Origin of the sequence: Rathayibacter sp. VKM Ac-2760 (assembly GCF_009834185.1) — a bacterium.
Classification (GTDB): Bacteria; Actinomycetota; Actinomycetes; order Actinomycetales; family Microbacteriaceae; genus Rathayibacter.
Window position 1 is genome coordinate 1,507,957 of sequence record NZ_CP047173.1, and the last position, 25,324, is coordinate 1,533,280.

Here is a 25,324-nt window from a genome sequence, read left to right on the forward strand (position 1 = left end):
GGGCGGACGGCATCAGCCGTCCGCCCCTCCCGCGTCTGCGCTCCGCTGCGTCAGACCGAGCGGAGCACCGCGACGATCTTGCCGAGGACCTCCGCCTCGTCGCCGAGGATCGGCTCGAAGTTGGAGTTGCGGGGGAGCAGCCAGGTGTGGCCGTCGCGCTGGCGCAGCACCTTGACGGTCGCCTCGCCGTCGAGCATGGCGGCGACGATCTCGCCGTTCTCCGCGGTGCGCTGCGACCGGACGACGACCCAGTCGCCGTCGCAGATGGCGGCGTCGATCATCGACTCGCCGACGACCTTGAGCATGAAGAGCTCGCCCTTGCCGACGAGCTGCCGGGGGAGCGGGAACACCTCGTCGATCTGCTGGTCCGCCATGATCGGCACGCCGGCCGCGATCCGGCCGACGAGCGGCACCATCGCCGCGTCGGCGACCGTGGCGGTCGACTCGAACGAGCCGTCGTCCTCGGTCGAGCTCGGCACGTCGATGAGGATCTCGAGGGCGCGCGGGCGGTTCGGGTCGCGGCGGAGGTAGCCGCTCAGCTCGAGCTGATTGAGCTGGTGGGTGACGCTCGAGAGCGAGGCGAGCCCCACGGCGTCGCCGATCTCGCGCATGCTCGGCGGATAGCCGCGACTCGACACCGAGCGCTGGATCGCGTCGAGGATCGCGAGCTGCTTCGCGCTGAGGTTCTTCCGCCGGCGCCCGGCAGCGGGCTTCGCCGCCGCCTTCCCCGCGGCACTCGCCTTGGGCGCCGGAGTCGTCGTCCTGGCCGGCCTCGCTCCGGTCGTCTGCGCGTCGCTCACGATCGTCCTTCTCTCTGCGCACGCCCGGTGCGCACGCTCCCCGCCCGGAGTCGATCAGCGATGTCGGTGGTCGCTGCTGTACTGACTGCGGGCTCTCGAAACTGTATCCGGCGGGGGTCCGCGTTCGAAACATTCGTTCGAGTGTGTCGCGCGATCCAGCACCGGATGCGACGCGTCCGGGTCTTGCCCGGCGCGGTGTTCGAAGATATATTCGGAACAGAGGTTCGGACCGGGTCCTCCCGGCCGAGGCCCCGGCCCGAACCCCTGCTGAAAGGAGCGATCCCCATGACCGCACAGCTCTCCACCACCGCGCAGCACCAGACCTCCGCGCAGCACATCGCCGCTGCCGAGCAGCCCTGTGTCGAGCAGCCCGTTGCCCGCACGCGCCTGCGCCTGACCCGCCGCGGCCGCGCCGTGCTCGCGACCCTCGGCGCCCTGCCGCTCGTCGCGGGCGCGTTCGTCTTCGGCCTCAACGGCGGCGGAGCCGTCGCCTCGGGCGAGAGCGCCGACGTCGAGTTCCATTACGTCACCGTCCGCGCCGGCGAGTCCCTCTGGTCCCTCGCGGAGGAGCTCGCGCCGCAGTCCGACCCGCGCGACGTCGTCTCCGACATCCAGTCGCTCAACCAGCTGGCGAACGCGGGCCTCGAGCCCGGCCAGCGGCTCGCCATCCCGGCGCAGTACGATGTCGCGAGCTGATCGGGGCCTCCGCCCGCCCCGCTAGCATTTCCGGGTGACGACTCTCGACGATCTCCCCCTCCGCGACGACCTCCGCGGGCAGAAGCCCTACGGCGCCCCGCAGGCCGTCGTGCCCGTGGCTCTCAACGTCAACGAGAACACCCACCCCGTGCCCGACGACGTCATCGCCGACATCGTCGAGCGGGTGTCCGTCGCACTGCGCACGGTGAACCGCTACCCGGACCGCGAGTTCCGCGAGCTGCGCGATTCGCTGGCCGGCTACCTCGGCCACGGCCTGACCGCCGACTCGGTCTGGGCCGCCAACGGCTCGAACGAGGTGCTGCAGCACATCCTGCAGGCCTTCGGCGGCCCCGGTCGCTCGCTGCTCGGCTTCTCACCGACCTATTCGATGTACTCGATCCTCGCCTCCGGCAGCGGCACCCGCTGGATCGGCGTCGACCGCGAGGCCGATTTCCGCGTGTCCGCCTCCTACGCCGCCGACGCCGTGCGCCGGGAGAGTCCCGACATCGTCTTCCTCTGCGCGCCGAACAACCCCACCGGCACCCCGCTCGACCTCGAGACGGTCGCCGCCGTCTACGACGCGACCGACGGCATCGTCGTCGTCGACGAGGCGTACGCCGAGTTCGCCGGCCGGGACGCGCCGACCGCCCTCAGCCTGCTCGAGGGCCGCCCGCGACTGCTCGTCTCGCGCACGATGAGCAAGGCCTTCGCCTTCGCCGGGGTCCGTCTCGGCTACCTGGCCGCCGACCCGGCGGTCGTCGACGCCCTCCGTCTCGTCCGCCTGCCGTACCACCTCTCCGCGCTGACCCAGGCGGCCGCCACCGCCGCCCTCGCCCACGCCGACGAGATGCTCGCGATGGTGGGCGAGATCATCGTCCAGCGCGACCGGATGATCGACGGCCTCCGCGCCCTCGGCTACACCCCGCACGAGACGGGCAGCAACTTCGTCCTCTTCGGCGGCGTCGCCGACCCGGAAGCGATGTTCGAGGCGCTGCTCGCGCGCGGCATCCTCATCCGCGACGTCGGCATCCCGAACCACCTGCGGGTGAGCGCGGGCACCGAGGCCGAGACCACCGCCTTCCTCGAGGCGGTCGCCGAGCTGCCCGCCCCGGCTGCGGACCCCGCGGTCGCCCTGGCCCGCGAGTAGCCGCCCGGAGGGGCGGCGGCGCCCCGAATACACTGGGGGCATGACCTCCTCGAGCGCCGCTCCCGGGCGCACCGCCTCCCTCCGTCGTGCCACCAGCGAGTCGAGCATCGAGCTGTCGATCGACCTCGACGGCACCGGTGTCGCGGACCTCTCCACCGGCGTCCCCTTCTTCGACCACCTGCTGACGGCGTTCGCGAAGCACTCGCTGACCGACCTCACCGTCCGCGCGACCGGCGACATCGAGATCGACATCCACCACACCGCCGAGGACATCGGCATCGTCCTCGGCACCGCGATCAAGCAGGCGCTCGGCGACAAGACCGGCATCTCCCGCTTCGGCGACGCGCTCGTGCCGCTCGACGAGGCGCTGGTCCAGGCCGTCGTCGACATCTCGGGCCGCCCGTACCTCGTGCACGGCGGCGAGCCCGAGGGCTTCGCCCTGCACCTCATCGGCGGCCACTTCACCGGTTCGATGGTCCGGCACGTCTTCGAGGCGATCGCCTTCAACGCCGGGCTGACCGTGCACGTGACCGTGCTCGGCGGCCGTGACCCGCACCACATCGCGGAGGCCGAGTTCAAGGCGTTCGCGCGCGCGTTCCGCCAGGCCAAGGCCTTCGATCCGCTCGTCGCCGGGGTGCCCTCGACCAAGGGCGCGCTGTGAGCGGGGGTCGGCCTTCCGTCGTCGTCTACGACTACGGCTCCGGCAACGTCCACTCCGCCGTGAAGGCGCTCGAGCTCGCGGGTGCCGACGTCGAGTTGACCTCGGACCGCACCCGCGCGCTCGAGGCGGACGGCCTCCTCGTCCCGGGGGTCGGCGCGTTCAGCGCGGTCATGTCGGCGCTCACCGCCGCGCGCGGCGGCGAGATCATCGAGAAGCGCCTCGCCGGCGGGCGCCCGGTGCTCGGCATCTGCGTCGGCATGCAGGTGCTCTTCGAGCGCGGCGTCGAGCGCGGGGTCGAGAGCGAGGGGCTGGGGGAGTGGCCGGGCACGGTCGATCTGCTGCCCGCCGAGGTCGTGCCGCACATGGGCTGGAACACCGTCGAGGTGTCCGGCGACTCGGTGCTCTTCGACGGCATCGAGGACGAGCGCTTCTACTTCGTGCACTCCTACGGCGCCCGCGAGTGGTCCCTCGACGTGATGCCGCCGTTCCCGCGCCCGACCGTGACCTGGGCCGACCACGGCGGGCCCTTCATCGCCGCGGTCGAGAACGGCCCGCTCTCGGCCACCCAGTTCCACCCCGAGAAGTCCGGCGCCGCGGGCCTGCGCCTGCTGTCGAATTGGCTGGGCGGGCTCCGCACGAACTAGGATCGGCCGGTGGTCGGCGGCTCTGCGCAGCCGCCGCCGCACCAGCTCCGAGACTGAGGATGACGATGAGCGAGTTCACCAAGGCCCCGGGCCTGGTCCTTCTCCCCGCGATCGACGTGGCCGGCGGCAAGGCCGTCCGCCTCACGCAGGGCGAGGCGGGCACCGAGACCAACTACGGCGACCCGATCGACGCGGCCGGCGACTGGGCCGACCAGGGCGCGGAGTGGATCCACCTCGTCGACCTCGACGCCGCCTTCGGCCGTGGCGACAACCACGGGATCATGAAGAAGGTCATCCGCCAGGTGAAGGGCGTCAACGTCGAGCTCTCCGGCGGCATCCGCGACGACCGCAGTCTCGAGTCGGCGCTGAACGCGGGCGCGAAGCGCATCAACCTCGGCACCGCCGCCCTGGAGAACCCGGAGTGGGCCGCCAGCGTCATCGCGCAGTACGGCGACCAGATCGCGGTCGGGCTCGACGTGCGCGGCACCACCCTCGCGGCCCGCGGCTGGACCAAGGAGGGCGGCGACCTCTGGCAGGTCCTCGAGCGCCTCGAGGAGGCCGGCTGCACCCGCTACGTCGTCACCGACGTCACCAAGGACGGCACTCTCAAGGGCCCGAACCTCGAGCTGCTCGAGCAGGTCATGGCCCGCACGCACCGCCCCGTCATCGCCTCGGGCGGCATCTCGAACCTCGACGACATCGCGGCGCTCCGCGACCTCGTCCCGCAGGGCCTCGAGGGCGCGATCGTCGGCAAGGCGCTCTACGCCGGAGCGTTCACGCTCGCCGAGGCGCTCGACGTCGCCTCCGAGTGACCGGCTCGCCCTCCAGTGAGGGACGCGCGGTCCCCGCGCACCTGACCGACTCCGCCGGCACGCCGTGGGCCGGCCGCCACTTCGAGCAGAGCGCGTCGAGCGATGACGACGGCACCGCGCCGGAGGGCCTCGTCCGCGCGCTGCACGAGTTCGGTGCCGGCGCCGCGGGCCCGGAGGCCGTGGTCGACGCGCTGCGGGACTCTCGCCTGCTCATCCCGCTCGTGGCGAAGCTCGGCGAGGAGGCCGAGGGCGTCGCGGGGCTCCGCGCCGACAAGTCGCAGGAGCTGTCGATCGTCACCGTGGCCGGCCCGGACGGCCGCACGGTGCTGCCGGTGTTCAGCGACGTGGATGCCATGCGGCGCTGGGATCCGCTCGCGCGCCCCGTCCCCGTCGACGGCCGTCGAGCGGCGCTGGCCGCGGTGGCCGAGGAGACCGAGCTGATGGTGCTCGACCCCGCTTCGCCGCACGAGTTCGCCGTCCGGCGTCCCGCGCTCTGGGCGATCGCCGAGGGCTCGCCGTGGCGGCCCAGCCCGGCCGATCCGGAGGTCCTCGCCGCCCTGCGCGCGAGCGCCGACGGGGAGGACGCGGTGGTCTCGCTCGCCGTGCAGCCGGGCGACGTCCGTCAGCGGCTGACCGGACCGGAGCTCGTCATCGTGCTGGAGCTGCGGCCCGGTCTCGACCGCGCGGCGCTCGGCGAGCTCGTCTCGCGGCTCGGCGAGCGCTGGGCCGCCGACGAGATCGTCGCCGCCCGGGTCGACTCGATGACCCTCCAGCTGGCGTCGGCTCCGCCGACCTGATGCGGAGCCTCCCGGCTCAGGTGACCGGGCCGGTCCACTTCTCGCCCGGCCCCTTGCCGATCGGGTCCGCGATCGGCGACGCCTCGCGGAAGGCGAGCTGCAGGGTCCGCAGCCCGTCCCGGAGGCTGCGGGCGTGCATGTCGCTGATGTCCGGCGCGCCCGCGGTGACCAGGCCGGCCAGCGCGTTGATGAGCTTCCGCGCCTCGTCGAGGTCGACCTGGGCGCCCGGCTCGTCGGCGAGACCGCACTTGACGGCGGCGGCGCTCATCAGGTGCACCGCGGCGGTCGTGATGATCTCGACCGCGGGCACCTCGGCGATGTCGCGGGCGGCCTCGACGTCGCCGGAGTCGTCGCCGAACCGTCGGGCGTAGTCGTCGTCGTGCTGAGCCATGGGGTCCTTCGATCGATGGGTCCGGCGGGCGGAGGCGCCCCGGCGCGACGCGCGAGGCGGTGCTCGGCGGGGCGGTGGCGGGGGCACTGGGGCGGCGGGTGATCTCCGCTGCCGTTCCGGCCGGAACTCTGCTATGGTGATGCGGGCTCCGAGGCATGTCCTCGGTTCGAAAGTGGAGATTCTCCCACCCGCGCTTGACCGCTTCACTAGGTTACCGGGTCAGAAGCACTCCGCCTCCGGCAACGGGGGCAGGGCTGCGGTCCTCGAGACACGTCTCGGGGAGCGCGTCGTAGGGTGCAGCGCAGCGCGTCAGTCGCGCTTCGCACAGGGAATCACCTCTCTCGGGATGCGCCGGACGAAGAATCCGGCCGCAGAGCAGCAACTCACCGAGATCAGAGGAGAAACGCAATCAGCGATCCCCGTACCAACGACCGAATCCGCGTCCCCGAGGTCCGCCTCGTGGGTCCCGCCGGAGAACAGGTCGGCGTCGTGAAAATCGAGGTCGCCCTGCGACTCGCGCAGGACGCAGACCTGGATCTGGTCGAGGTTGCTCCCAACTCCAAGCCTCCCGTCGCCAAGATCATGGACTACGGGAAGTTCAAGTACGAGCAGGCCCAGAAGCTCAAGGAAGCCCGTCGCAACCAGGCGAACACGATCCTCAAGGAGGTCCGTTTCCGCCTGAAGATCGACAAGCACGACTACGAGACCAAGCGCAAGCGCGCCGAGGGCTTTCTGAAGGCCGGCGACAAGGTCAAGGCCATGATCCTGTTCCGCGGTCGCGAGCAGTCCCGCCCCGAGATGGGCGTGCGGCTCCTGCAGCGCTTCGCGGAGGACGTGTCCGAGTTCGGCCAGGTCGAGTCCACCCCGACCATCGACGGTCGCAACATGGTGATGGTCATCGGCCCGCTGAAGAACAAGTCCGAGGCGAAGGCCGAGGCCAATGCGGTCCGCGCCGCTCGTCGCGAGGCCAACACCCCCGAAGAGGAATCGGCCGAGGCCGAGTCCGTCTGATACTTCGCCGCCCCGTCCTCGGGGCCGGTGGACGCCCCGCTCGCGGGGCACCAGTTTCGCCCGCCGAGTGCGCGTGCGACGTCGACAAGGAGAGAACATGCCCAAGATGAAGACCCACTCGGGTGCCAAGAAGCGTTTCAAGGTCACGGGCTCCGGCAAGCTCATGAAGCAGCAGGCCGGCATGCGTCACAACCTGGAGTCGAAGTCCAGCGTGCGCACCCGCCGCCTGAACCAGGACCAGGTCCTCGCCCCGCAGGACGCCAAGGTCGCCAAGAAGCTTCTCGGCCTGTAGCTGACGCACGGCAGTCCGCTGCCGCTGTGGTCCTCTGCAACGCCGACCCGGATCGATAGGAAGAAAGAGAAATGGCAAGAGTCAAGAGGGCGGTCAACGCCCACAAGAAGCGTCGCGTCATCCTCGAGCGCGCCAAGGGCTACCGCGGCCAGCGCTCGCGTCTGTACCGCAAGGCCAAGGAGCAGGTCACCCACTCCCTCGTCTACTCGTACCGCGACCGCCGCGCGAAGAAGGGCGAGTTCCGCCGCCTCTGGATCCAGCGCATCAACGCCGCGTCCCGCGCGAACGGCCTGACGTACAACCGCTTCATCCAGGGCCTCGCCCTGGCCGGCATCCAGGTCGACCGCCGCATCCTGGCCGACCTCGCGATCACCGAGCCCGCGACCTTCACCGCCCTCGTGGCGAGCGCGAAGGCCGCCCTGCCCGCTGACACCTCGGCCCCGAAGGCCGCGTAGTCCGCAGCACTTCCCGAAGGGGGTCACGACGAGAGTCGTGGCCCCCTTCGTCGTTCCCGCAGGTCGTCGTTCCCGCGGGTCGTCGTTCCCGCAGGTCGCCTTCCCCGCGGGCGACGTGTCGACCGGGCCCCGCGACGGCGCGCCGATAGGCTCGCCGCATGCTCGACAATCCCCGTTCTCCCCGTGTCCGCTCCGTCGCCAAGCTCACCCGGCGCCCGGCGCGGCAGGAGTCGGGGCTCTTCCTCCTCGAGGGCCCGCAGGCGATGTCCGAGGCGCTGCGCTACCGGCCCGAGCTGCTGATGGAGTCGTTCGCGACTCCCACCGCGCTGGAGCGCCACCCCGAGATCGTGGCCGCGGCCGAGGAGGCCGAGGTCGAGATCGAGTACGTGACCGAGGACGTCCTCGACTCGATGGCCGACACCGTCACGCCGCAGGGCTTCGTCGCGGTCTGCCGGCAGTTCCCCACCTCGCTCAAGGACGTCGTCGCGTCCGAGCCGCGCCTCGTCGCGGTGCTCGAGGAGGTCCGCGACCCGGGCAACCTCGGCACGATCATCCGCGCCGCCGACGCGGCGGGCGCCGACGCCGTCGTGCTGACCGGCCGCTCCGTCGACCTCTACAACCCGAAGGTCGTCCGGTCGACCACGGGCTCGCTGTTCCACCTGCCGGTCGCGGTCGGCGCCGAGCTGCCCGACGTGCTGCAGCGGCTGCGCTCCGCGGGCCTGCGCGCGGTCGCCGCCGATGTGAAGGGCGAGGGCCTGCTCGACGTGCGCGCCCGGGGCGACCTCGCGCAGCCGACGGTCTGGGTCTTCGGCAACGAGGCGCGCGGTCTCGAGGACGAGTCGCTCGAGCTGATGGACGGCGTCGTCGCCGTCCCGATCTACGGCGCCGCCGAGTCGCTGAACCTCGCGACGGCCGCCTCGGTCTGCCTCTACGAGAGCGCCTTCGCACAGCGTTCCTGAGGCGACGTCGCGCGGCGATCCTGAGACGTTCCGCGCCAAGCTGAGAGAAAACCACCTCCGCGTGGTATCCAGCTGCGAGCGGGCCCCGGTTGTTGCGCTCTGGTTAAGAATCCGCTCATGATTTGACCCACCCATGCCCGTGTGATTCTCTGACGGAATGGATGCACCCTCGCAGGCCGGACGATCGTCCGCCGCCGCCCGTGAACCCCTCGTCGTCCTCGACGGGGTGCAGAAGCACTACGGCGAGTTCCAGGCGCTGAAGGACATCGACCTGACGATCAACCGCGGCGAGGTGGTCGTGGTGCTCGGACCCTCCGGTTCGGGCAAGTCCACGCTCTGCCGCACGATCAACCGCCTCGAGACGATCTCCGGCGGCACGATCTCGATCGACGGCCAGACGCTGCCGGAGGAGGGCAAGGCGCTCGCCGCCCTGCGCGCCGATGTCGGCATGGTGTTCCAGTCGTTCAACCTCTTCGCGCACAAGACGATCCTCGAGAACGTCACGCTCGGCCCGATCAAGGTCCGCGGCCTCTCCCGCAAGGCGGCGGAGGCGGAGGCGCAGGCGCTGCTCGACCGCGTCGGCGTCGGCCACCAGGCCGGCAAGACGCCCGCCCAGCTCTCCGGCGGGCAGCAGCAGCGCGTCGCGATCGCCCGCGCGCTGGCGATGAAGCCGAAGGTGATGCTCTTCGACGAGCCGACCTCGGCGCTCGACCCCGAGATGATCAACGAGGTCCTCGACGTCATGGTCGGCCTCGCCGAGGACGGGATGACGATGATCGTCGTCACTCACGAGATGGGCTTCGCCCGCAAGGCCGCGCACCGTGTCGTCTTCATGTCCGACGGCGAGGTCCTCGAGGACACGGATCCCGAGTCGTTCTTCACCGCGCCGCGCACCGACCGGGCCAAGGACTTCCTCTCCAAGCTCATCACCCACTGAACCCCCGGCTGCGCGGATGGTCCCCATCCCGGCAGCCGTTCGACAGGTCGCCCCCCGAACCCCGGGAGCGATCGGACAACGCTCGCACCAGCGGGCCACACCCCAGGAAGGACGATCATGCGCACGAAGCTCATGTTCATGACCGCGGGACTCGCCGCAGCGGCCCTCACCCTCGCCGGCTGCGCCGGTGACTCCGGAACCGGCGCCGGTTCCGGCTCCGAGGGCAGCGGAGCGGCCTACGAGGTCGCCAGCGACGTCACCCTCGAGGGCAGCCCCACCTTCGACGCCATGACGGAGGACGGCCGGGTCACCATCGGCGTCAAGGAGGACCAGCCCGGTCTGGGCTACCTCGACGCCGCGACCGGCGAGCGCTCCGGCTTCGACATCGAGATCGCGAAGTGGGTCGCCGCCTCCCTCGGCTTCTCCGAGGACAAGATCGACTACCAGGCGATCCCGTCGGCCAACCGCGAGGCGTCGATCGTGAACGGCGACATCGACTACTACGTCGGCACCTACTCGATCACGGACAAGCGCAAGGAGCAGGTCGGCTTCGCCGGACCGTACTTCGAGACCGGCCAGCAGCTGCTCGTCGCGGCGGACAACGACACCATCACCGGTCCGGACGACCTCTCGGCCGACACCACCGTGTGCTCCGCGACCGGCTCGACGCCGATCCAGAACATCCGCACCAACTACCCCGAGGTCCCGACCGAGGAGTTCGACACTTACTCGCAGTGCGTCGACGCCCTCGCCGACGGCCAGGTCGACGCGGTCACCACCGACGGCGCGATCCTGATCGGCTACGCCGCGCAGAAGCCCGACGAGCTCAAGGTCGTCGGCGAGCCCTTCAGCACCGAGCTCTACGGCATCGGCCTCGCGAAGGACGACACCGCCCTGCGCGGCTTCATCAACGAGATGCTGACCGACGGCGGTGACACCTGGAGCGCGATCTACGACGAGACCCTCGGCCAGTCCGGCACCACGGTCGAGCAGCCCGCGGTCGACGCCTACTAGGCCGACACCCCTGAGGAGTCCCGGGGCGGCGCCGCGCGCATCGCCCCGGGACCTCTCCTGCTCCACGCCACACCGGCGACCGCTTCCACCTCCCCGATGAAAGGGCACGCAGCATGGATGTTCTCCTGAACAACCTCGACGTGTTCGTCCCCGCGTTCGGCAACACCCTGCTGCTGTTCGTCGTGTCGCTCGTCTTCGCCCTCCTCCTCGGCACAGTGGTCGGAGCGATGCGCGTCTCGCCCGTTCCGATCGCCCGCGCGGTCGGCACCGTCTACGTCAACACCATCCGGAACACGCCGCTCACGCTGCTGATGTTCTTCTTCGCCTTCGGCTACCCGAAGCTCGATCTGCCGGACGTCGACTACACGAATCTCGCGATCGCCGCCCTGAGCATCTACACCGCGACCTACGTCGCCGAGGTGCTCCGGTCCGGCATCAACACCGTGCCGATCGGTCAGGCCGAGGCGGCCCGCGCGATCGGCCTCGACTTCGGCCTCACCATGACCCAGGTGGTGCTGCCGCAGGCGTTCCGCTCGGTGATCCCGCCGCTGATGAGCGTGCTGATCGCGCTGCTCAAGAACACCACCGTGGCCGCCGGCTTCTCCGTCGCCGAGGCCGGGACGATCGTGCGCGTGCTCAACGAGCGCGGCGAGAACAGCCTGATCGTCGTGCTCTGGGTGGCGCTGGTCTTCGTGGTGCTCGTCACCGTGCTCTCCCTCCTCCAACGACAGCTCGAGAAGAAGTGGAGGGTCGCCCGATGAGCTCCGTCCTCTTCGACAACCCCGGACCCCGCGCGGTCGCCCGCAATCGCGCCATCGGCGCCGTCGTCGTCCTCGTCCTCGTCGCCCTGCTGGCCTTCGTGCTCTGGCGCTTCGCCGAGTCCGGGCAGTTCTCCGCGGCCAAGTGGCGGGCCTTCGGCTACCCGCTGGTCTGGCAGAGCATCGGCGCGGCGCTCGGGCAGACGCTCGCCGCCTTCGCCACCGCCGGTGTCGCGAGCATCGTGCTCGGTCTGCTGCTGGCGATCGGCCGGCTCTCGGACCGGCGCTGGATCAACGTCCCGGTCACGCTCTTCATCGAGCTCTTCCGCGCGATCCCGGTCCTCATCCTGATGATGCTGATGTACTACGGGCTCCCGTTCGCGGGCCTGAAGCTCACGCCGTACGTGGCCGTGGTCATCGCGCTGACGCTCTACAACGGCTCGGTCTTCTCCGAGATCTTCCGCGCCGGCATCGAGGCGCTCCCGCGCGGGCAGAAGGAGGCCGGCTACGCCATCGGCCTGCGCAAGGCCGGCGTGATGCGCCTCATCCTCTTCCCGCAGGCGATCCGCTCGATGCTGCCGGTGATCATCGCCCAGCTCGTCGTCGCCCTCAAGGACACGGCGCTCGGCTCGATCATCACCTACAACGAGCTGCTCTACTACGCCCGCTACCTCGGCAACCAGTCCAGCCTGGACAGCCCGATCATCCCCGCCGCCATCGTCGTCGGCGCCATCTACATCGGCATCTGCCTCATCCTCTCCGGCATCGCCAAGTGGGTCGAGATCCGCACCAAGAACGGCGGCCGCAAGGGCACCGGGCACCCGGCGGCCCGCGCCACCACCGACACCGCCCTGCTCGCCGCGCAGGACTGAGTCCGATGGTGGGGATCGCCTGCGGCGATCCCCACCGCGGTCGGCTTCCGAGCCGGTCGCGTTCTGCAGCGCGTCGCCCCTTCGCTGGTCGAGCAGCCCCGGAAGGGCGTATCGAGACCCGCCGCTCCGCGAGGCGGGCTCGCGGGCGACGGTCCGTGCTCGGGCGGATCTCGATAGGCCGGCTGCGCCGGCTGCTCGATCAGCGTGGGCTGGGCGCGACGGGTCCCCGCGCGCCGCTTGACGCAGCGAGCGGGCCGCGCGAGGCATCCCTACACTGGGGGATCGTGTCTGACAGCAACCCGATCACCGACGAGGCCGTCGCGGCGGCGACCGCGGAGGCGCTCAGCGCGATCCGCGCGGCCGCCGACTCGACCGCCCTCAAGGCCGCCCGCACCGCCCACCTCGGCGAGGGCTCGGCCCTCGCCCGCCTGAACGCGCTGATGCGCTCGGTGCCGCCCGATTTCAAGGCCGCGTCCGGCAAGCTCGTGGGCGGTGCCCGCAAGCAGGTCGGCGACGCCTACGCCGAGCGCGAGGCCGAGCTGGTCGAGGCCGAGCAGGCCGCGGCCCTCGACGCCGAGCGCGTCGACGTCACCGCCGGCGCCAGCTTCGTGCGCCAGGGCGCGCGCCATCCGCTCTCGCTGCTCCAGGAGTCCATCGCCGACGTCTTCGTCGGCATGGGCTGGGAGATCGCGGAGGGGCCGGAGCTCGAGAACGAGTGGTTCAACTTCGACGCCCTCAACTTCGACGAGGACCACCCGGCTCGCGCGATGCAGGACACCTTCTTCGTCGACCCGGTCGAGTCGCACCTCGTGCTGCGCACGCACACCTCGCCCGTGCAGATCCGCTCGATGCTCGACCGCACGCCGCCGATCTACGTGATCGCGCCCGGCCGCGTCTACCGCACCGACGAGCTCGACGCGACGCACACCCCCGTCTTCACGCAGTTCGAGGGCCTGGCCGTCGACCGCGGCCTGACGATGGCGCACCTGCGCGGCACGCTCGAGCACGTCGCCCGACTCCTATTCGGAGACGAGGCGAAGATCCGCCTGCGCCCCAACTACTTCCCCTTCACCGAGCCGAGCGCCGAGCTCGACATCTGGCACCCCACCTTCGTCGGCGGCGCCCGCTGGATCGAGTGGGGCGGCTGCGGCATGGTCAATCCCAACGTGCTGCGCTCGGTCGGGATCGACCCGGACGAGTTCTCCGGCTTCGCCTTCGGGATGGGGATCGAGCGGACCCTGATGTTCCGCAACGACGTGAAGGACATGCGCGACATGGTCGAGGGCGACGTCCGCTTCAGCAAGCAGTACGGGATGGTGATCTGATGCGCATCCCGCTGAGCTGGCTGGGCGAGTACGTCGACCTCGAGCAGGACGTCACGACCGAGGCCGTGCACGCGGCGCTCGTGTCCGTCGGCCTCGAGGAGGAGGACGTCCACCGCTTCGAGGTGACCGGTCCCGTCGTCGTCGGCGAGGTCCTCGACCTCGTGCCCGAGCCGCAGAAGAACGGCAAGACCATCAACTGGTGCACCGTCCGCGTCGCCCCCGAGGGCGAGCGCGCGGCCGACGGCGGCGACGACGTGCGCGGCATCGTCTGCGGCGCGCACAACTTCGCGGCCGGCGACAAGGTCGTGGTCTCCCTGCCGGGCGCGGTGCTGCCCGGTCCGTTCCCGATCTCGGCGCGGAAGACGTACGGGCACGTCTCCGACGGCATGATCGCCTCGACCCGCGAGCTGGGCCTCGGCGACGACCACGAGGGCATCCTCCGCCTGGCGAGCCTCGGCATCGACCCGGAGGTCGGCACCGACGCGATCACGCTCCTCGGTCTCGACGACGCCGCCGTCGAGGTCAACGTCACGCCCGACCGCGGCTACGCCTTCTCGATCCGCGGCATCGCCCGCGAGTACGCGCACGCGACCGGCGCCGCCTTCCGCGACCCCGCGCTCGCGATCGGCACGCCCGACCGCGCGGAGTCCGCCCCCGTCTTCCCGGTCCGGGTCGAGGACGCGGCCCCGATCCGCAGTCGCGTCGGCTCGACCGCGTTCGTCACCCGCGTCGTCCGCGGCATCGACACCGCGCGGCCGACTCCGCCGTGGATGGTCGCGCGCCTGCGCCTGGCCGGCGTCCGCTCGATCTCGCTGGTCGTCGACATCACCAACTACGTGATGTTCGAGCTCGGCCAGCCGCTGCACGGCTACGACCTCGACCGGCTCGAGGGCGGCATCGTCGTCCGCCGCGCCCGCGCGGGGGAGACCCTCGAGACGCTCGACGGTCAGACCCGCCGCCTGCACGCGGAGGATCTGCTGATCACCGACGACGCCGGGCCGATCGGGCTCGCCGGCGTGATGGGCGGTGCGCGCACCGAGATCTCGGACACCACCGCCGACGTGCTGATCGAGGCCGCGAACTTCGACCCGGTCTCAATCGCGCGGACCGCCCGCCGGCACAAGCTGCCGAGCGAGGCGTCGCGCCGCTTCGAGCGCGGCGTCGATCCGCTCGTCGCGCCGGTCGCCGCCGCGCGCGCGGTCCAGCTGCTGGTCGAGCTCGCGGGAGGCACGGCCGACGAGCTCGGCTCGGTGCTGGCGGACTCGCGCGCCGTCGAGCCGATCGAGCTGCCCGACGGCTACATCTCCGGGCTGATCGGTCTCGAGTACACGCCGGAGGAGATCCGCGGCGCGCTCGTCGAGATCGGCGCGAGCCTCGAGGCCGGCGGAGCCGGACTGCTGGTGACCCCGCCGAGCTGGCGACCCGACCTCACCGACCGCTCCACGCTCGCGGAGGAGGTCGCCCGGATCACCGGCTACGACCGGATCCCCTCGATCCTCCCCGTCGCGCCGCCCGGGCGCGGGCTGACGGCCGGGCAGCGCCTGCGCCGCACGGTCGCGCAGTCGCTCGCGGCCGCCGGGCTCACCGAGGTGCTGTCCTACCCGTTCCTCTCCCGCGCGCTGAACGACCGCTTCGGCTCCGCCGACGGCGAGCCGGTGCAGCAGGTGTCGCTGGCGAATCCGCTCGACGCGACCGCGGGGCAGCTGCGGCTCTCGCTCCTGCCCGGCCTGGTGCAGATCGCGGCGCGCAACCGCTCGCGCGGTCTGACGGATCTGGCTCTCTACGAGATGGGCTCGGTCTTCGTGCCGCAGGCGGAGCGGCCGTTCGGCTCGCCGAGCTTGCCCCTCGCCGGAGCGCGGCCGTCCGCCGAGATCGAGGCTGCGCTGAACGCGGGGATCCCGCTGCAGCCGCTGCACGCCGCCGCGCTGCTGACCGGGTCGGCGCTCGAGCGTCAGCCCGGCGTCGCCGCGCGCGAGTTCGACTGGCGCGACGCGCTCGACGTCGTCCGCGAGGTGGCCGCCGCCTCGGGAGTCGAGCTGCTGATCCGCCAGGGCGCTCACGCCGCGCTGCACCCGGGTCGCACCGCCGAGGTGCTGCTCGACGGCGCCGTGATCGGCCACGCCGGCGAGCTGCTCCCGGCGCTCGCCGACGAGCTCGACCTCCCGCACCGGGTCGCCGTGGTCGAGCTCGACCTCGACCCGGTGATCGCGCGAGCGGGCCGCATCGTCGTCGCACGCCCGGTCGGCGCGCTGCCCGCCGCGACGCAGGACCTCTCGCTGGTCGTGCCGATCGCGCTGCCGGCCGCCGAGCTGCAGGCCGCGGTGGCCGAGGGAGCAGGGGACCTGCTCGAGGCGATCCGCCTGGTCGACGACTACCGCGGCGCGGGTGTGCCGGAGGGCTCGAAGTCGCTGACCTTCGCGCTCCGCTTCCGCGCGGCCGACCGCACCCTCACCGCGGCGGAGGCCACCGCGGCCAAGGAGAGCGGCACCGCGCTCGCGGCCGAGCGCTTCGGCGCGACGCCGCGCGAGTGAGCGCGCGGCCGCCGGTTCCGACCGGCGGCCGCCCCCGCGCTCGGGCGAGGGCGCGTCCCGCCACCGACTAGGCTCTCGGGCATGACTTTTTCCGTGGCGGTGGCCGGAGCGAGCGGGTACGCGGGCGGCGAGCTGCTGCGCCTGCTCGCCGACCACCCCGAGTTCGAGGTGCGCACGGTGACGGCGCACTCGAACGCCGGTCAGCCCCTCGTCGCCGTGCAGCCGCATCTGCGCTCGCTGCGCGATCTGATGCTCGTCGACACGACGACCGAGAACCTCGCCGGCCACGACGTCGTCTTCCTCGCCCTCCCGCACGGCAGGTCCGGCGAGATCACCGCGACGCTGCCGGACGACGTCCTCGTCGTCGACTGCGGCGCGGATCACCGGCTGACCGACGAGCAGGACTGGGCCGACTACTACGGCGGCGACTTCGCCGGCGCCTGGCCGTACGGCCTGCCCGAGCTGCTGCTGCGGGGCTCCGGTCGGCAGCGCGACGTGCTGGCCGGCGTCCGCCGCATCGCGGTGCCGGGCTGCAACGTCACCGCGATCACCCTCGGCCTCGCGCCGGGAGTGCACGCCGGCGTGATCGAGCCCGTCGACCTGGTCTCGGTCCTGGCCGTCGGCCCGTCGGGCGCCGGCAAGAGCCTCCGCACCGATCTGCTCGCGAGTGAGCTGCTCGGCTCGGCGCACGCCTACGGCGTCGGCGGCGGGCACCGGCACAACCCGGAGATCCGGCAGAATCTCGCCCTCGCCGGCGCCGGGGAGGTGTCGATCTCGTTCACCCCGGTCCTCGTCCCGATGTCCCGCGGCATCCTGGCGACCTCGACGGCCCGACTCGCTCCGGGGGTCTCCGCGCGGGACGTGCGCGCGGCCTGGGAGTCGGCCTACGCCGACGAGCCCTTCGTCCAGCTGCTGCCCGAGGGCTCCTTCCCGCGGACGGCCGACACGGTCGGCGCCAACACCGCGCTGATCGGCCTGGCGGTGGACGAGCGGGCCGGCCGTGTCGTGGTGGTCACCGCCCTCGACAACCTGGTCAAGGGCACCGCCGGCGCCGCGATCCAGTCGACCAACATCGCCCTGGGCCTCCCCGAGACCCTCGGCCTGAGCACGAACGGAGTCGCGCCGTGAGCATCACCGCCGCAGCAGGATTCGCCGCGTCCGGTGTCGTCGCCGGTCTGAAGTCGACCGGCGCCCGCGACCTCGCCCTCGTGCACAACCTCGGCCCGCTGCAGAACGCGGCCACGGTCTTCACCAGCAATCGCTGCAAGGCGAACCCGGTGCTCTGGAGCGAGCAGGTGATGCAGGACGGCGTCGTCTCGGCGATCGTGCTCAACTCCGGCGGGGCGAACTGCTACACCGGCACCGCGGGCTTCCAGGTCACCCACGGCACGGCCGAGGCGGTCGCCGAGCGGCTCGGTGTCTCGGCCGGCGACGTCCTGGTCTGCTCCACCGGTCTCATCGGCGACCAGCTCGACCTCGGCAAGCTCACCGCCGGGGTGGCCGAGGCGGCGGCGGCGCTCCCGGGCGCCACCGGACCCGAGGCCGGCGAGGCGGCGGCCCGCGCCATCATGACGACCGACACCGTGCCGAAGCAGGCGAGCGTCCGCTCCGAGCAGGGCTGGACCGTCGGCGGCATGGCCAAGGGGGCCGGGATGCTCGCGCCCGGTCTCGCGACGATGCTGGTCGTGATCACGACCGACGCGGTCCTCGAGTCGACCGAGCTGGACTCGGCGCTGCGCGCGGCGACCCGGGTCACCTTCGATCGGCTCGACTCGGACGGCTGCATGTCGACGAACGACACCGTCGCGCTGCTGGCGAGCGGCGCGAGCGAGGTGCGTCCGGAGGCCGCGGAGTTCACCGCCGCGCTGACCGAGGTCTGCTGCGACCTGACCGTCCAGCTCCAGGCCGACGCCGAGGGTGCCGCGCACGACGTGGCGATCCGCGTGCTGAACGCCGCGACCGAGGACGAGGCCGTCGTCGTCGCTCGCGCGGTGTCGCGCAGCAATCTCTTCAAGGCCGCGATCTTCGGCAACGACCCCAACTGGGGCCGGGTGCTCGCCGCCGTCGGCACGACCGACGCGCAGTTCGACCCGTACGGGATCGACGTCGCGATGAACGGCGTGCAGGTCTGCCGCGCGGGCGAGCCCGACCAGAGCCGGGACCTCGTCGACCTCGCGCCGCGGGCGGTGGCGGTCGACATCGACCTGCACGCCGGCGACGCGACCGCCACGGTCTGGACGAACGACCTCACCCACGACTACGTGCACGAGAACTCGGCGTACTCCAGCTGATGAGCACCGAGAACCTCACCGAGGCCGAGAGCCTCGCGCTGCGCGACATCGCCGCCGTCAAGGCGGGCACCCTGATCGAGTCGCTGCCCTGGCTGCAGCGGTTCCACGGCCGCACCATGGTGATCAAGTTCGGCGGCAACGCCATGATCTCGGAGGAGCTGCAGCGCGCCTTCGCGCAGGACATGGTCTATCTGCACTACGCGGGCATCCGTCCCGTCGTCGTGCACGGCGGCGGTCCGCAGATCTCCGCGATGCTCGATCGCCTCGGCATCGCCAGCGAGTTCCGCGGCGGCTACCGGGTCACCAGCCCCGAGGCGATGGAGGTCGTGCGGATGGTGCTCACCGGCAGCATCAGCCGTGACATCGTGCGCCGGATCAACGAGTACGGCCCGCTCTCGGCCGGGATCTCCGGTGAGGACGCCGGTCTCTTCGTCGGCAGGCGGCGCGGCGTCGTCCTCGACGGTGTCGAGCACGACCTGGGCCTGGTCGGCGACGTGATCTCCGTCGACCCCGCGGCCGTCCTCGCCCAGCTCGACGCGGGCCGGATCCCGGTGGTCTCCTCGATCGCACCCGACTCCGACGATCCGACGCAGTCGCTCAACGTCAACGCCGACGCGGCGGCCGCGGCCCTCGCCGTCGCGCTCGGCGCCGAGAAGCTCGTGATCCTCACCGACGTCGCCGGGCTCTACGCCGACTGGCCGGACCGCGACTCCCTCGTCTCGCACATCGCCTCCGACGAGCTCGCGGCCCTGCTGCCCTCGCTCGAGTCCGGGATGATCCCCAAGATGACGGCCTGCCTCGACGCCGTCCGCGGCGGGGTGCCGAAGGCCGCGATCATCGACGGCCGCGTCCCGCACTCGATCCTGCTCGAGGTCTTCACCTCCGAGGGCGTCGGCACCGAGGTCGTGGCCTCCGCCGACCCCCGCGACCGGGAGCGAACGTCGGGCCGCTGACCACCAGCGGCCCCGGCTCCGAGCGCCGCCCCGTCGGGGTGCGCGCACCGACGGCCCTCCCGGCCGGACCGCTTCTGCTCGAAAGGCTCGACATGTCCACCGACACCGCCCCCGCGGTTCCCGCTCACGACGCCCCGGCTCACGACGCCCCCGCTCACGGCGCCCCGGCTCCCGACGCCGTCCCCTCCGTGCGGACCGACGACGCCCGTGACCGCTACGCCGCCGCGATGATGCAGACCTTCGCCGCCCCGCTCGCCGTGCTCGAGCGCGGCGAGGGCTGCCGGGTCTGGGACGTCGACGGCCGCGAGTACCTGGACTTCCTCGGCGGGATCGCCGTGAACTCGCTCGGCCACGCCCACCCGGTCTTCGTCGAGGCGGTGACCCGACAGGCCGGTGCGCTGGCCCACGTGTCCAACTACTTCGCCACCGCGCCGCAGATCCGGCTGGCGGAGAAGCTCCGTGAGCTCACCGGCGCGGGCGAGGCGGGCCGGGTCTACTTCGCCAACTCCGGCACCGAGGCGAACGAGGCGGCCTTCAAGCTGGCCCGCCTGCACGCGGCCGGCGGCCGGCACCGCATCCTGGCGCTGCAGAACGCCTTCCACGGGCGCACGATGGGCGCCCTGGCGATGACCGGCAAGGCCGCGATGCGCGCGCCGTTCGAGCCGATGCCCGGCGGCGTCGAGCACATCGAGGCGACCGTCGAGGCGCTCGAGGCCGCGCTCGACGAGTCGGTCGCCGCGCTCATCGTCGAGCCGATCCAGGGCGAGGCGGGCGTGATCCCGTTGCCGGACGGATTCCTCGAGCGGGCCCGGGAGCTGACGCTCGAGCGCGGCGCCCTGCTGATCGTCGACGAGATCCAGACCGGCATCGGCCGCACCGGCAGCTGGTTCGCCTATCAGCGCGCCGGCATCCTGCCCGACGCGATCACCCTGGCGAAGGGACTCGGCGGCGGTTTCCCCGTCGGCGCCCTGGTCACCTTCGGCGAGGCCTCCGAGCTGCTGCAGAAGGGCCACCACGGCAGCACCTTCGGCGGCAACCCGCTCGCGACCGCGGTCGCCGGCGCGGTGATCGGCGAGATCGAGCGCGCCGACCTGCTCGAGAACGCGAGGGACCGCGGCGCGCAGATCTCCGACGGCGTCCTCGGCCTCGGCTCCTCGCTGATCGCCGGTGTCCGCGGGGCCGGCCTCCTGCTCGGCATCGCGCTGAGCGAGCCCGTCGCCGCCGAGCTCGCCGCCGCCGCGCTGGCCGAGGGGCTGATCGTCAACGCGCCGAACGAGTCCAGCATCCGGCTCGCGCCGCCCCTCATCATCACCGCCGCCGACGTCGACGAGTTCGTCGCCCGGTTCGGCCGCGCGGTGCAGGCGCTCAGCGCCTGATCGACCCGACCCCTTCCTCCGATCGAAAGCGAACCGCAGCCGTGACCCGCCACTTCCTCCGCGACGACGACATCACCCCCGCCGAGCAGGCCGAGATCCTCGACCTCGCCGTCGAGCTCAAGCGCGACCGCTTTGCGCGGAAGCCGCTCGCGGGGCCGCAGACCGTCGCGGTCATCTTCGACAAGTCCTCCACCCGCACCCGGGTGTCCTTCGCGGTCGGAATCGCCGACCTCGGCGGCAGCCCGCTGATCATCTCGACCGCGAGCAGTCAGCTCGGCGGCAAGGAGACCGCGTCGGACACCGCGCGCGTCCTGGAGCGACAGGTCGCGGCCATCGTCTGGCGCACCTACGCGCAGTCCGGTCTGGAGCAGATGGCCGCGGGCACCCGCGTCCCGGTCGTCAACGCGCTGTCGGACGAGTTCCACCCCTGCCAGCTGCTCGCCGACCTGCTCACGATCCGCGAGCACCGCGGCCGCCTGGCCGGCCTGACGCTGACCTTCTTCGGCGACGGAGCCAGCAACATGGCGCACTCGTACCTCCTGGCCGGCGCGACAGCGGGCATGCACGTCCGCATCGTCTCGCCCTCGTCCTACGCCCCCGACCCCGCGGTCCTCGCCGATGCCCAGCGCATCGCGGCGGCCACCGGCGGCTCCGCCACGACGACGACCGATCCGGCCGCGGGCGCCGCCGGCTCCGACATCGTGATCACCGACACCTGGGTGTCGATGGGCAAGGAGGACGAGAAGGCCGCGCGGGTCGCCACCTTCGGCGCCTACCGGGTGGACGACGCGACGATGGCGGCCGCCGCCCCCGATGCGCTCTTCCTGCACTGCCTCCCCGCCGACCGCGGCTACGAGGTGACCGCCGAGGTGATCGACGGCCCGCAGAGCGTGATTTGGGACGAGGCGGAGAACCGCCTGCACGCCCAGAAGGCCCTGCTGGTCTGGCTCCTCGAGCGCGCCGGCACCCCCGACGCCGCTCAGTAGACTCGACAGCCGACACCGAGGAGAACCATGACGGAACGACCCTCCGCCCGCGCGGGCGAGGCCGGCGCGCTCTGGGGAGGCCGGTTCGCCGGCGGCCCGTCGCCCGAGCTCGCCGCGCTCTCGAAGTCGACGCACTTCGACTGGCAGCTCGCCGAGTACGACATCGCCGGCTCCCGCGCGCACGCCCGCGCCCTCGCGACCGCCGGCTACCTCGACGAGTCCGAGCTCACCGCGATGCTCGAGGCGCTCGAGCGACTGCGCTCCGCCGTGGTCGACGGCCGCTTCACCGCCGACGACGCGGACGAGGACGTGCACGGGGCGCTCGAGCGCGGCCTCATGCTCGAGGCCGGTCCCGAGCTCGGCGGCAAGCTCCGGGCCGGCCGCTCGCGCAACGACCAGATCGCGACCTTCGTGCGGATGTACCTCCGCGACCACGCCGCGATCGTGGCGGAGCTCGTGGTGCAGCTGATCGACGCCATCGCCGCGCAGGCCTCCGCTCACCCCGCGGCGATCATGCCCGGACGCACCCACCTCCAGCACGCGCAGCCGGTGCTGCTCGCGCACCACCTGCTCGCGCACGCCTGGGCGCTGCTCCGCGACCTCGAGCGCCTGCGCGACTGGGCGGTCCGCGCCGACGTCTCGCCCTACGGCTCGGGCGCGCTGGCCGGCTCCACGCTCGGCCTCGACGCCGAGGCGGTCGCCCGCGAGCTCGGCTTCGCCGCGAGCGTCCCCAATTCGATCGACGGCACCGCGAGCCGCGACCTCGTGGCCGAGTTCGCCTTCGTCAGCGCGATGATCGGCATCGACGTCTCCCGGGTCGCGGAGGAGATCATCCTCTGGAACACCCGCGAGTTCGCCTTCGTCACCCTCGACGACGGCTACTCGACGGGGTCGTCGATCATGCCGCAGAAGAAGAACCCCGACGTCGCCGAGCTGGCCCGCGGCAAGGCGGGCCGGCTCCTCGGCAACCTCACCGGGCTGCTGGCGACGCTCAAGGCGCTGCCGCTCGCGTACAACCGCGACCTGCAGGAGGACAAGGAGCCCGTCTTCGATTCGGTGACCACGCTCGAGGTGCTCCTTCCCGCGTTCAGCGGGATGATCGCGACGCTGACCTTCCACACCGACCGGATGGCCGAGCTCGCGCCGCAGGGCTTCTCGCTCGCGACGGACGTGGCGGAGTGGCTCGTCAAGAAGCACGTGCCCTTCCGCGACGCCCACGAGATCACCGGCGAGCTGGTGAAGCTCGCGGAGACCCGCGGCCTGGGTCTCGAGGAGCTGGACGACGAGGCGCTGAGCTCGGTCTCGCCGCTGCTGACGCCGGACGTCCGTTCCGTGCTGAGCATCGAGGGCTCGGTCGCGAGCCGCGACGGCGTCGGCGGCACCGCGCCGGACCGGGTGGCGGAGCAGCTCGCGCAGCTCACCGAGCGCGTCCGCGTCGTCCGCTCCGCCCTCCGCGGGGACGCGTCGTGACGCTCCAGGGTCCGCCCGGGGACGACGGGCGTCCGCCGCTGCCGCCGTGGCAGCAGCGCACCCTCGTGGTGGTGGCCGGCGTGGTGATCATCGCGGTGATCATCGTCACGATCGTCTCCGGCCAGAGCTTCTTCTAGGAATGGGCTTCTTCTAGGGATGGCCGCCGGTCCGATCGACCTGTCGCGACCGGCGGTCGAGGTCGCGCCGGATCTCCTCGGCGCCGTGCTGCTGCACCGCACGGCCGAGGGGGTGGTCGGCGTCCGCCTCACCGAGGTCGAGGCCTACCTCGGGCTCGGCGAGGACCCCGGCTCCCATGCGCACCGGCGCCGCTCGCCGCGCAACGCGCCGATGTTCGGCGCACCGGGGACGGTCTACGCGTACTTCAGCTACGGGATGCACACCTGCGTGAACCTGGTCTGCTCACCGGAGGGCGCGGCCTCGGCGGTGCTGCTGCGCGCGGGCGAGGTCGTGGCGGGGGAGGAGCTCGCTCTGCTCCGCCGCGGACCGGTCCGGCCGAGGGACCTCGCCCGGGGACCGGCGCGGCTCGCGAAGGCGCTCGGCGTGACCCTCGCGGAGTCCGGCGACCCGATGACCGCGGCGTTCGAGCTGCTTCCGCCGGACGCACCGGTCGCGATCGAGGTCTCCGCGCGGACCGGCGTGTCCGGCGAGGGCGGCGGGGACGAGTACCCGTGGCGGTTCTCGATCACCGGCGACCCGACGGTCTCGCCCTACCGCCGTGCCGTCGCCCGCCGTCGACTGCCGCCGGGCGGGGCTCAGCCCGCCAGGTAGAGCCGGGCGAGGATGCCGAGCGCGGCCGACCAGGCGAGGCTCGCGAGGGTGCCGATGATGAAGCGCTCACGCGCCTCGGGGGAGGCCAGCTCGCTGAATCGGCCGACGCCCTTCACCGCGACGATGACGGCGACGCCCTCCGGCAGCCCGGCGATCAGTGCGCCCGCGGTGGCGATCCGCTCGAGCACGCCGATGGTCGTTCCTCCCCGCAGCACCTCGATCGGCTGCCCGATCGCGGTGGGCGCGGCGCCCGGTCCGGTCGGACGCTGAGCGGCGGCGATCATGATGCCGCCGTGGGCGCCCGAGCGCGAGTCGGTGGTCGCGAGATCGAGGGTGAGCAGCACGACCGGCCCGCCGCCGAGCACGGCGAGCGCGAAGGCGAGCACGACCACCGCGAGGCCGACCGCCGGGGGAGCGGCCGACCCGCCGACCCCGGTGAGCAGGAAGGCGGCGGCCGCGGCACCGAGGCTGATCCAGGCGAGCGACGGCCGGCGCAGTCGGACGGCGAGCACGGCCCCGGCGACCCCGGCGAGCAGCACGAGGACCACCCCCGTCCAGGAGGCGGACTGCACGGCCGCCGACAGCATTGCGGGGACGAGCGCGGGGAATGCCGTCATCGGGGTGTCCTCTCGGGTTCGGGATCGGGGTCGGTGCGACCCGGGTGGGCCTGCGAGTCGTCGTCGCTCGCCGCCCCGTCGGGGTCGAGGGTACGGTCGACCACCGTCAGCAGTCTCGTCAAAGCGTCCCGCGCCGGTCGATCGGCGCGCGCACTCGCCGCCCGCACCCGGAGACTGACCGCCTGTGGGGAGACGGCCAGCTGCTCGGCGGCGTCCTTCTGCGTCAGGCCGGCGTCGAGGAGGTCGACGATCTCCCAGCCCGCCGGCGTCCTCGAGTCGCGGAGGTGCAGCAGCGGATCGAAGAGGGCCTGCGCGTCGGGGACCGAGGGGAAGGCGGCGGCCGGGGAGTCGGGGTCGAGCGCGAAGCGGGTCGCTCTCCCCTTCGCCGCCTCCACTGCCCGGCGCGCGGCGAAATATGCCTCACCCCGGGCGGCCCGAGTCGTGCGGGGGAGCGGGCGCTCGATCGCGCCGATGCCGAGCCCGATGCTCCAGTGCGCGGTGCGGTGCAGGGCGAGGACGACCGAGACGACCGCGTCCGCCCGGGAGAGCACGAACTGGAACTCGTCGCCGGCGGTCCGCTCGGGGGGCAGCACGAAGGCGTGCTCCTCGGCCTCGACGAGCGCGGTGATGGCCTGCTCCACGCGGTCGTCGTCGTGGCGACTGTCGCGCTGATCGGCGGTGATGACGAACACGGGACCTCCTCGATCAAGTATGCAAGCTTGATCCGCACCGATCAAGCC

28 protein-coding genes are annotated in these 25,324 nt (G+C 72.3%); 24 read left to right on the plus strand and 4 right to left on the minus strand.

What is annotated here, in order from left to right; translation table 11 throughout:
- Positions 1 to 50: 50 nt before the first annotated feature.
- Positions 51 to 800, minus strand: a complete 750-nt coding sequence (gene lexA / locus GSU72_RS06760; protein WP_159984346.1) for a transcriptional repressor LexA — start codon at positions 798 to 800, stop codon at positions 51 to 53.
- 285 nt (positions 801 to 1,085) lie between these two features.
- On the opposite strand from lexA, the gene GSU72_RS06765 reads away from it, so the two are divergent.
- The 6 genes from GSU72_RS06765 (at position 1,086) to GSU72_RS06790 (ending at position 5,557) form a co-directional block, all read left to right on the plus strand.
- Entirely contained in the window at positions 1,086 to 1,496 is a 411-nt protein-coding gene (locus GSU72_RS06765) for a LysM peptidoglycan-binding domain-containing protein (protein WP_159984347.1), read from the plus strand.
- A 34-nt stretch (positions 1,497 to 1,530) separates the two neighbouring features.
- Positions 1,531 to 2,643 carry a histidinol-phosphate transaminase gene (locus GSU72_RS06770; protein ID WP_159984348.1) on the plus strand — a complete coding sequence of 371 codons (1,113 nt, stop codon included), beginning with the start codon at positions 1,531 to 1,533 and terminating at the stop codon, positions 2,641 to 2,643.
- Between the two features lie 40 nt (positions 2,644 to 2,683).
- Positions 2,684 to 3,304, plus strand: coding sequence for an imidazoleglycerol-phosphate dehydratase HisB (hisB, locus tag GSU72_RS06775; protein ID WP_159984349.1), 621 nt, complete (start codon positions 2,684 to 2,686; stop codon positions 3,302 to 3,304).
- Complete coding sequence (gene hisH / locus GSU72_RS06780; protein WP_159984350.1) at positions 3,301 to 3,948, plus strand: imidazole glycerol phosphate synthase subunit HisH; 648 nt, start codon at positions 3,301 to 3,303, stop codon at positions 3,946 to 3,948. The genes hisB and hisH overlap by 4 nt, the downstream gene beginning before the upstream one ends.
- Before the next feature lie 65 nt (positions 3,949 to 4,013).
- Entirely contained in the window at positions 4,014 to 4,760 is a 747-nt protein-coding gene (gene priA, locus GSU72_RS06785) for a bifunctional 1-(5-phosphoribosyl)-5-((5-phosphoribosylamino)methylideneamino)imidazole-4-carboxamide isomerase/phosphoribosylanthranilate isomerase PriA (protein WP_123705565.1), read from the plus strand.
- A complete protein-coding gene (locus GSU72_RS06790; protein ID WP_244256022.1) occupies positions 4,757 to 5,557 on the plus strand; it encodes an SseB family protein in 801 nt (266 codons plus the stop codon). The genes priA and GSU72_RS06790 overlap by 4 nt, the downstream gene beginning before the upstream one ends.
- A gap of 16 nt (positions 5,558 to 5,573) precedes the next feature.
- On the opposite strand, the gene GSU72_RS06795 is transcribed toward GSU72_RS06790, so the two are convergent.
- Positions 5,574 to 5,948, minus strand: a complete 375-nt coding sequence (locus GSU72_RS06795; RefSeq protein ID WP_159984351.1) for a DUF1844 domain-containing protein — start codon at positions 5,946 to 5,948, stop codon at positions 5,574 to 5,576.
- A 408-nt stretch (positions 5,949 to 6,356) separates the two neighbouring features.
- Between GSU72_RS06795 and infC the strand changes: the two genes are divergently transcribed.
- The 18 genes from infC to GSU72_RS06885 all read left to right on the plus strand — a co-directional run bounded on the left by infC (position 6,357) and on the right by GSU72_RS06885 (position 23,967).
- The gene (gene infC, locus GSU72_RS06800; RefSeq protein WP_159986700.1) at positions 6,357 to 6,959 is read left to right on the plus strand and encodes a translation initiation factor IF-3; all 603 of its coding nucleotides are present in this window, start codon (positions 6,357 to 6,359) and stop codon (positions 6,957 to 6,959) included.
- Positions 6,960 to 7,056: 97 nt separating this feature from the next.
- The gene (gene rpmI / locus GSU72_RS06805; RefSeq protein ID WP_056042364.1) at positions 7,057 to 7,251 is read left to right on the plus strand and encodes a 50S ribosomal protein L35; all 195 of its coding nucleotides are present in this window, start codon (positions 7,057 to 7,059) and stop codon (positions 7,249 to 7,251) included.
- Between the two features lie 71 nt (positions 7,252 to 7,322).
- A complete protein-coding gene (gene rplT, locus GSU72_RS06810; protein ID WP_123444519.1) occupies positions 7,323 to 7,706 on the plus strand; it encodes a 50S ribosomal protein L20 in 384 nt (127 codons plus the stop codon).
- 158 nt (positions 7,707 to 7,864) lie between these two features.
- Positions 7,865 to 8,665, plus strand: coding sequence for an RNA methyltransferase (locus tag GSU72_RS06815; RefSeq protein WP_159984352.1), 801 nt, complete (start codon positions 7,865 to 7,867; stop codon positions 8,663 to 8,665).
- Positions 8,666 to 8,822: 157 nt separating this feature from the next.
- Entirely contained in the window at positions 8,823 to 9,602 is a 780-nt protein-coding gene (locus tag GSU72_RS06820; RefSeq protein WP_159984353.1) for an amino acid ABC transporter ATP-binding protein, read from the plus strand.
- Between the two features lie 117 nt (positions 9,603 to 9,719).
- On the plus strand, positions 9,720 to 10,616 hold the full coding sequence (locus tag GSU72_RS06825) for a glutamate ABC transporter substrate-binding protein (RefSeq protein ID WP_167306098.1): 897 nt from the start codon (positions 9,720 to 9,722) through the stop codon (positions 10,614 to 10,616).
- Positions 10,617 to 10,729: 113 nt separating this feature from the next.
- On the plus strand, positions 10,730 to 11,377 hold the full coding sequence (locus tag GSU72_RS06830) for an amino acid ABC transporter permease (RefSeq protein WP_159984354.1): 648 nt from the start codon (positions 10,730 to 10,732) through the stop codon (positions 11,375 to 11,377).
- A complete protein-coding gene (locus GSU72_RS06835) occupies positions 11,374 to 12,246 on the plus strand; it encodes an amino acid ABC transporter permease (RefSeq protein WP_159984355.1) in 873 nt (290 codons plus the stop codon). The genes GSU72_RS06830 and GSU72_RS06835 overlap by 4 nt, the downstream gene beginning before the upstream one ends.
- 284 nt (positions 12,247 to 12,530) lie before the next feature.
- On the plus strand, positions 12,531 to 13,571 hold the full coding sequence (pheS, locus tag GSU72_RS06840; RefSeq protein ID WP_159984356.1) for a phenylalanine--tRNA ligase subunit alpha: 1,041 nt from the start codon (positions 12,531 to 12,533) through the stop codon (positions 13,569 to 13,571).
- Positions 13,571 to 16,102 carry a phenylalanine--tRNA ligase subunit beta gene (gene pheT, locus GSU72_RS06845; RefSeq protein WP_159984357.1) on the plus strand — a complete coding sequence of 844 codons (2,532 nt, stop codon included), beginning with the start codon at positions 13,571 to 13,573 and terminating at the stop codon, positions 16,100 to 16,102. Before pheS ends, pheT begins: the two co-directional genes overlap by 1 nt.
- An 81-nt stretch (positions 16,103 to 16,183) precedes the next feature.
- Entirely contained in the window at positions 16,184 to 17,230 is a 1,047-nt protein-coding gene (gene argC / locus GSU72_RS06850) for an N-acetyl-gamma-glutamyl-phosphate reductase (protein ID WP_159984358.1), read from the plus strand.
- The gene (gene argJ / locus GSU72_RS06855; RefSeq protein ID WP_159984359.1) at positions 17,227 to 18,393 is read left to right on the plus strand and encodes a bifunctional glutamate N-acetyltransferase/amino-acid acetyltransferase ArgJ; all 1,167 of its coding nucleotides are present in this window, start codon (positions 17,227 to 17,229) and stop codon (positions 18,391 to 18,393) included. Before argC ends, argJ begins: the two co-directional genes overlap by 4 nt.
- The gene (gene argB, locus GSU72_RS06860; RefSeq protein WP_159984360.1) at positions 18,393 to 19,346 is read left to right on the plus strand and encodes an acetylglutamate kinase; all 954 of its coding nucleotides are present in this window, start codon (positions 18,393 to 18,395) and stop codon (positions 19,344 to 19,346) included. The genes argJ and argB overlap by 1 nt, the downstream gene beginning before the upstream one ends.
- 92 nt (positions 19,347 to 19,438) lie before the next feature.
- On the plus strand, positions 19,439 to 20,722 hold the full coding sequence (locus GSU72_RS06865) for an acetylornithine transaminase (RefSeq protein WP_159984361.1): 1,284 nt from the start codon (positions 19,439 to 19,441) through the stop codon (positions 20,720 to 20,722).
- A 41-nt stretch (positions 20,723 to 20,763) separates the two neighbouring features.
- Positions 20,764 to 21,708, plus strand: a complete 945-nt coding sequence (gene argF / locus GSU72_RS06870) for an ornithine carbamoyltransferase (protein ID WP_159984362.1) — start codon at positions 20,764 to 20,766, stop codon at positions 21,706 to 21,708.
- 27 nt (positions 21,709 to 21,735) lie between these two features.
- Positions 21,736 to 23,178: an argininosuccinate lyase gene (gene argH / locus GSU72_RS06875; RefSeq protein ID WP_159984363.1), complete on the plus strand. Its 1,443-nt coding sequence runs from the start codon at positions 21,736 to 21,738 to the stop codon at positions 23,176 to 23,178.
- Positions 23,175 to 23,315, plus strand: coding sequence for a hypothetical protein (locus GSU72_RS06880; protein ID WP_159984364.1), 141 nt, complete (start codon positions 23,175 to 23,177; stop codon positions 23,313 to 23,315). The genes argH and GSU72_RS06880 overlap by 4 nt, the downstream gene beginning before the upstream one ends.
- A 19-nt stretch (positions 23,316 to 23,334) precedes the next feature.
- Complete coding sequence (locus tag GSU72_RS06885) at positions 23,335 to 23,967, plus strand: DNA-3-methyladenine glycosylase (protein WP_159984365.1); 633 nt, start codon at positions 23,335 to 23,337, stop codon at positions 23,965 to 23,967.
- Here GSU72_RS06885 and GSU72_RS21515 read toward each other — a convergent pair.
- Together GSU72_RS21515 and GSU72_RS21520 are read right to left on the minus strand one after the other, a co-directional pair.
- Positions 23,952 to 24,584, minus strand: coding sequence for a hypothetical protein (locus GSU72_RS21515; protein ID WP_244256023.1), 633 nt, complete (start codon positions 24,582 to 24,584; stop codon positions 23,952 to 23,954). The genes GSU72_RS06885 and GSU72_RS21515 overlap by 16 nt on opposite strands.
- A complete protein-coding gene (locus tag GSU72_RS21520; RefSeq protein WP_159984366.1) occupies positions 24,581 to 25,276 on the minus strand; it encodes a DNA-binding protein in 696 nt (231 codons plus the stop codon). Before GSU72_RS21520 ends, GSU72_RS21515 begins: the two co-directional genes overlap by 4 nt.
- Between the last annotated feature and the right edge of the window lie 48 nt (positions 25,277 to 25,324).

Bases quoted from the DNA above. Each gene is read 5' to 3' on its own strand.
- GSU72_RS06795 (WP_159984351.1), bottom strand. From the start codon at position 5,948: ATGGCTCAGCACGACGACGACTACGCCCGACGGTTCGGCGACGACTCC.
- argC (WP_159984358.1), top strand. From the start codon at position 16,184: ATGACTTTTTCCGTGGCGGTGGCCGGAGCGAGCGGGTACGCGGGCGGC.
- GSU72_RS06885 (WP_159984365.1), top strand. From the start codon at position 23,335: ATGGCCGCCGGTCCGATCGACCTGTCGCGACCGGCGGTCGAGGTCGCG.
- priA (WP_123705565.1), top strand. From the start codon at position 4,014: ATGAGCGAGTTCACCAAGGCCCCGGGCCTGGTCCTTCTCCCCGCGATC.
- GSU72_RS06830 (WP_159984354.1), top strand. From the start codon at position 10,730: ATGGATGTTCTCCTGAACAACCTCGACGTGTTCGTCCCCGCGTTCGGC.
- hisB (WP_159984349.1), top strand. From the start codon at position 2,684: ATGACCTCCTCGAGCGCCGCTCCCGGGCGCACCGCCTCCCTCCGTCGT.
- GSU72_RS21515 (WP_244256023.1), bottom strand. From the start codon at position 24,584: ATGACGGCATTCCCCGCGCTCGTCCCCGCAATGCTGTCGGCGGCCGTG.
- rplT (WP_123444519.1), top strand. From the start codon at position 7,323: ATGGCAAGAGTCAAGAGGGCGGTCAACGCCCACAAGAAGCGTCGCGTC.
- rpmI (WP_056042364.1), top strand. From the start codon at position 7,057: ATGCCCAAGATGAAGACCCACTCGGGTGCCAAGAAGCGTTTCAAGGTC.
- GSU72_RS06825 (WP_167306098.1), top strand. From the start codon at position 9,720: ATGCGCACGAAGCTCATGTTCATGACCGCGGGACTCGCCGCAGCGGCC.
- GSU72_RS06835 (WP_159984355.1), top strand. From the start codon at position 11,374: ATGAGCTCCGTCCTCTTCGACAACCCCGGACCCCGCGCGGTCGCCCGC.
- argH (WP_159984363.1), top strand. From the start codon at position 21,736: ATGACGGAACGACCCTCCGCCCGCGCGGGCGAGGCCGGCGCGCTCTGG.
- GSU72_RS06765 (WP_159984347.1), top strand. From the start codon at position 1,086: ATGACCGCACAGCTCTCCACCACCGCGCAGCACCAGACCTCCGCGCAG.
- argB (WP_159984360.1), top strand. From the start codon at position 18,393: ATGAGCACCGAGAACCTCACCGAGGCCGAGAGCCTCGCGCTGCGCGAC.
- pheT (WP_159984357.1), top strand. From the start codon at position 13,571: ATGCGCATCCCGCTGAGCTGGCTGGGCGAGTACGTCGACCTCGAGCAG.
- GSU72_RS06865 (WP_159984361.1), top strand. From the start codon at position 19,439: ATGTCCACCGACACCGCCCCCGCGGTTCCCGCTCACGACGCCCCGGCT.
- GSU72_RS06820 (WP_159984353.1), top strand. From the start codon at position 8,823: ATGGATGCACCCTCGCAGGCCGGACGATCGTCCGCCGCCGCCCGTGAA.
- GSU72_RS06815 (WP_159984352.1), top strand. From the start codon at position 7,865: ATGCTCGACAATCCCCGTTCTCCCCGTGTCCGCTCCGTCGCCAAGCTC.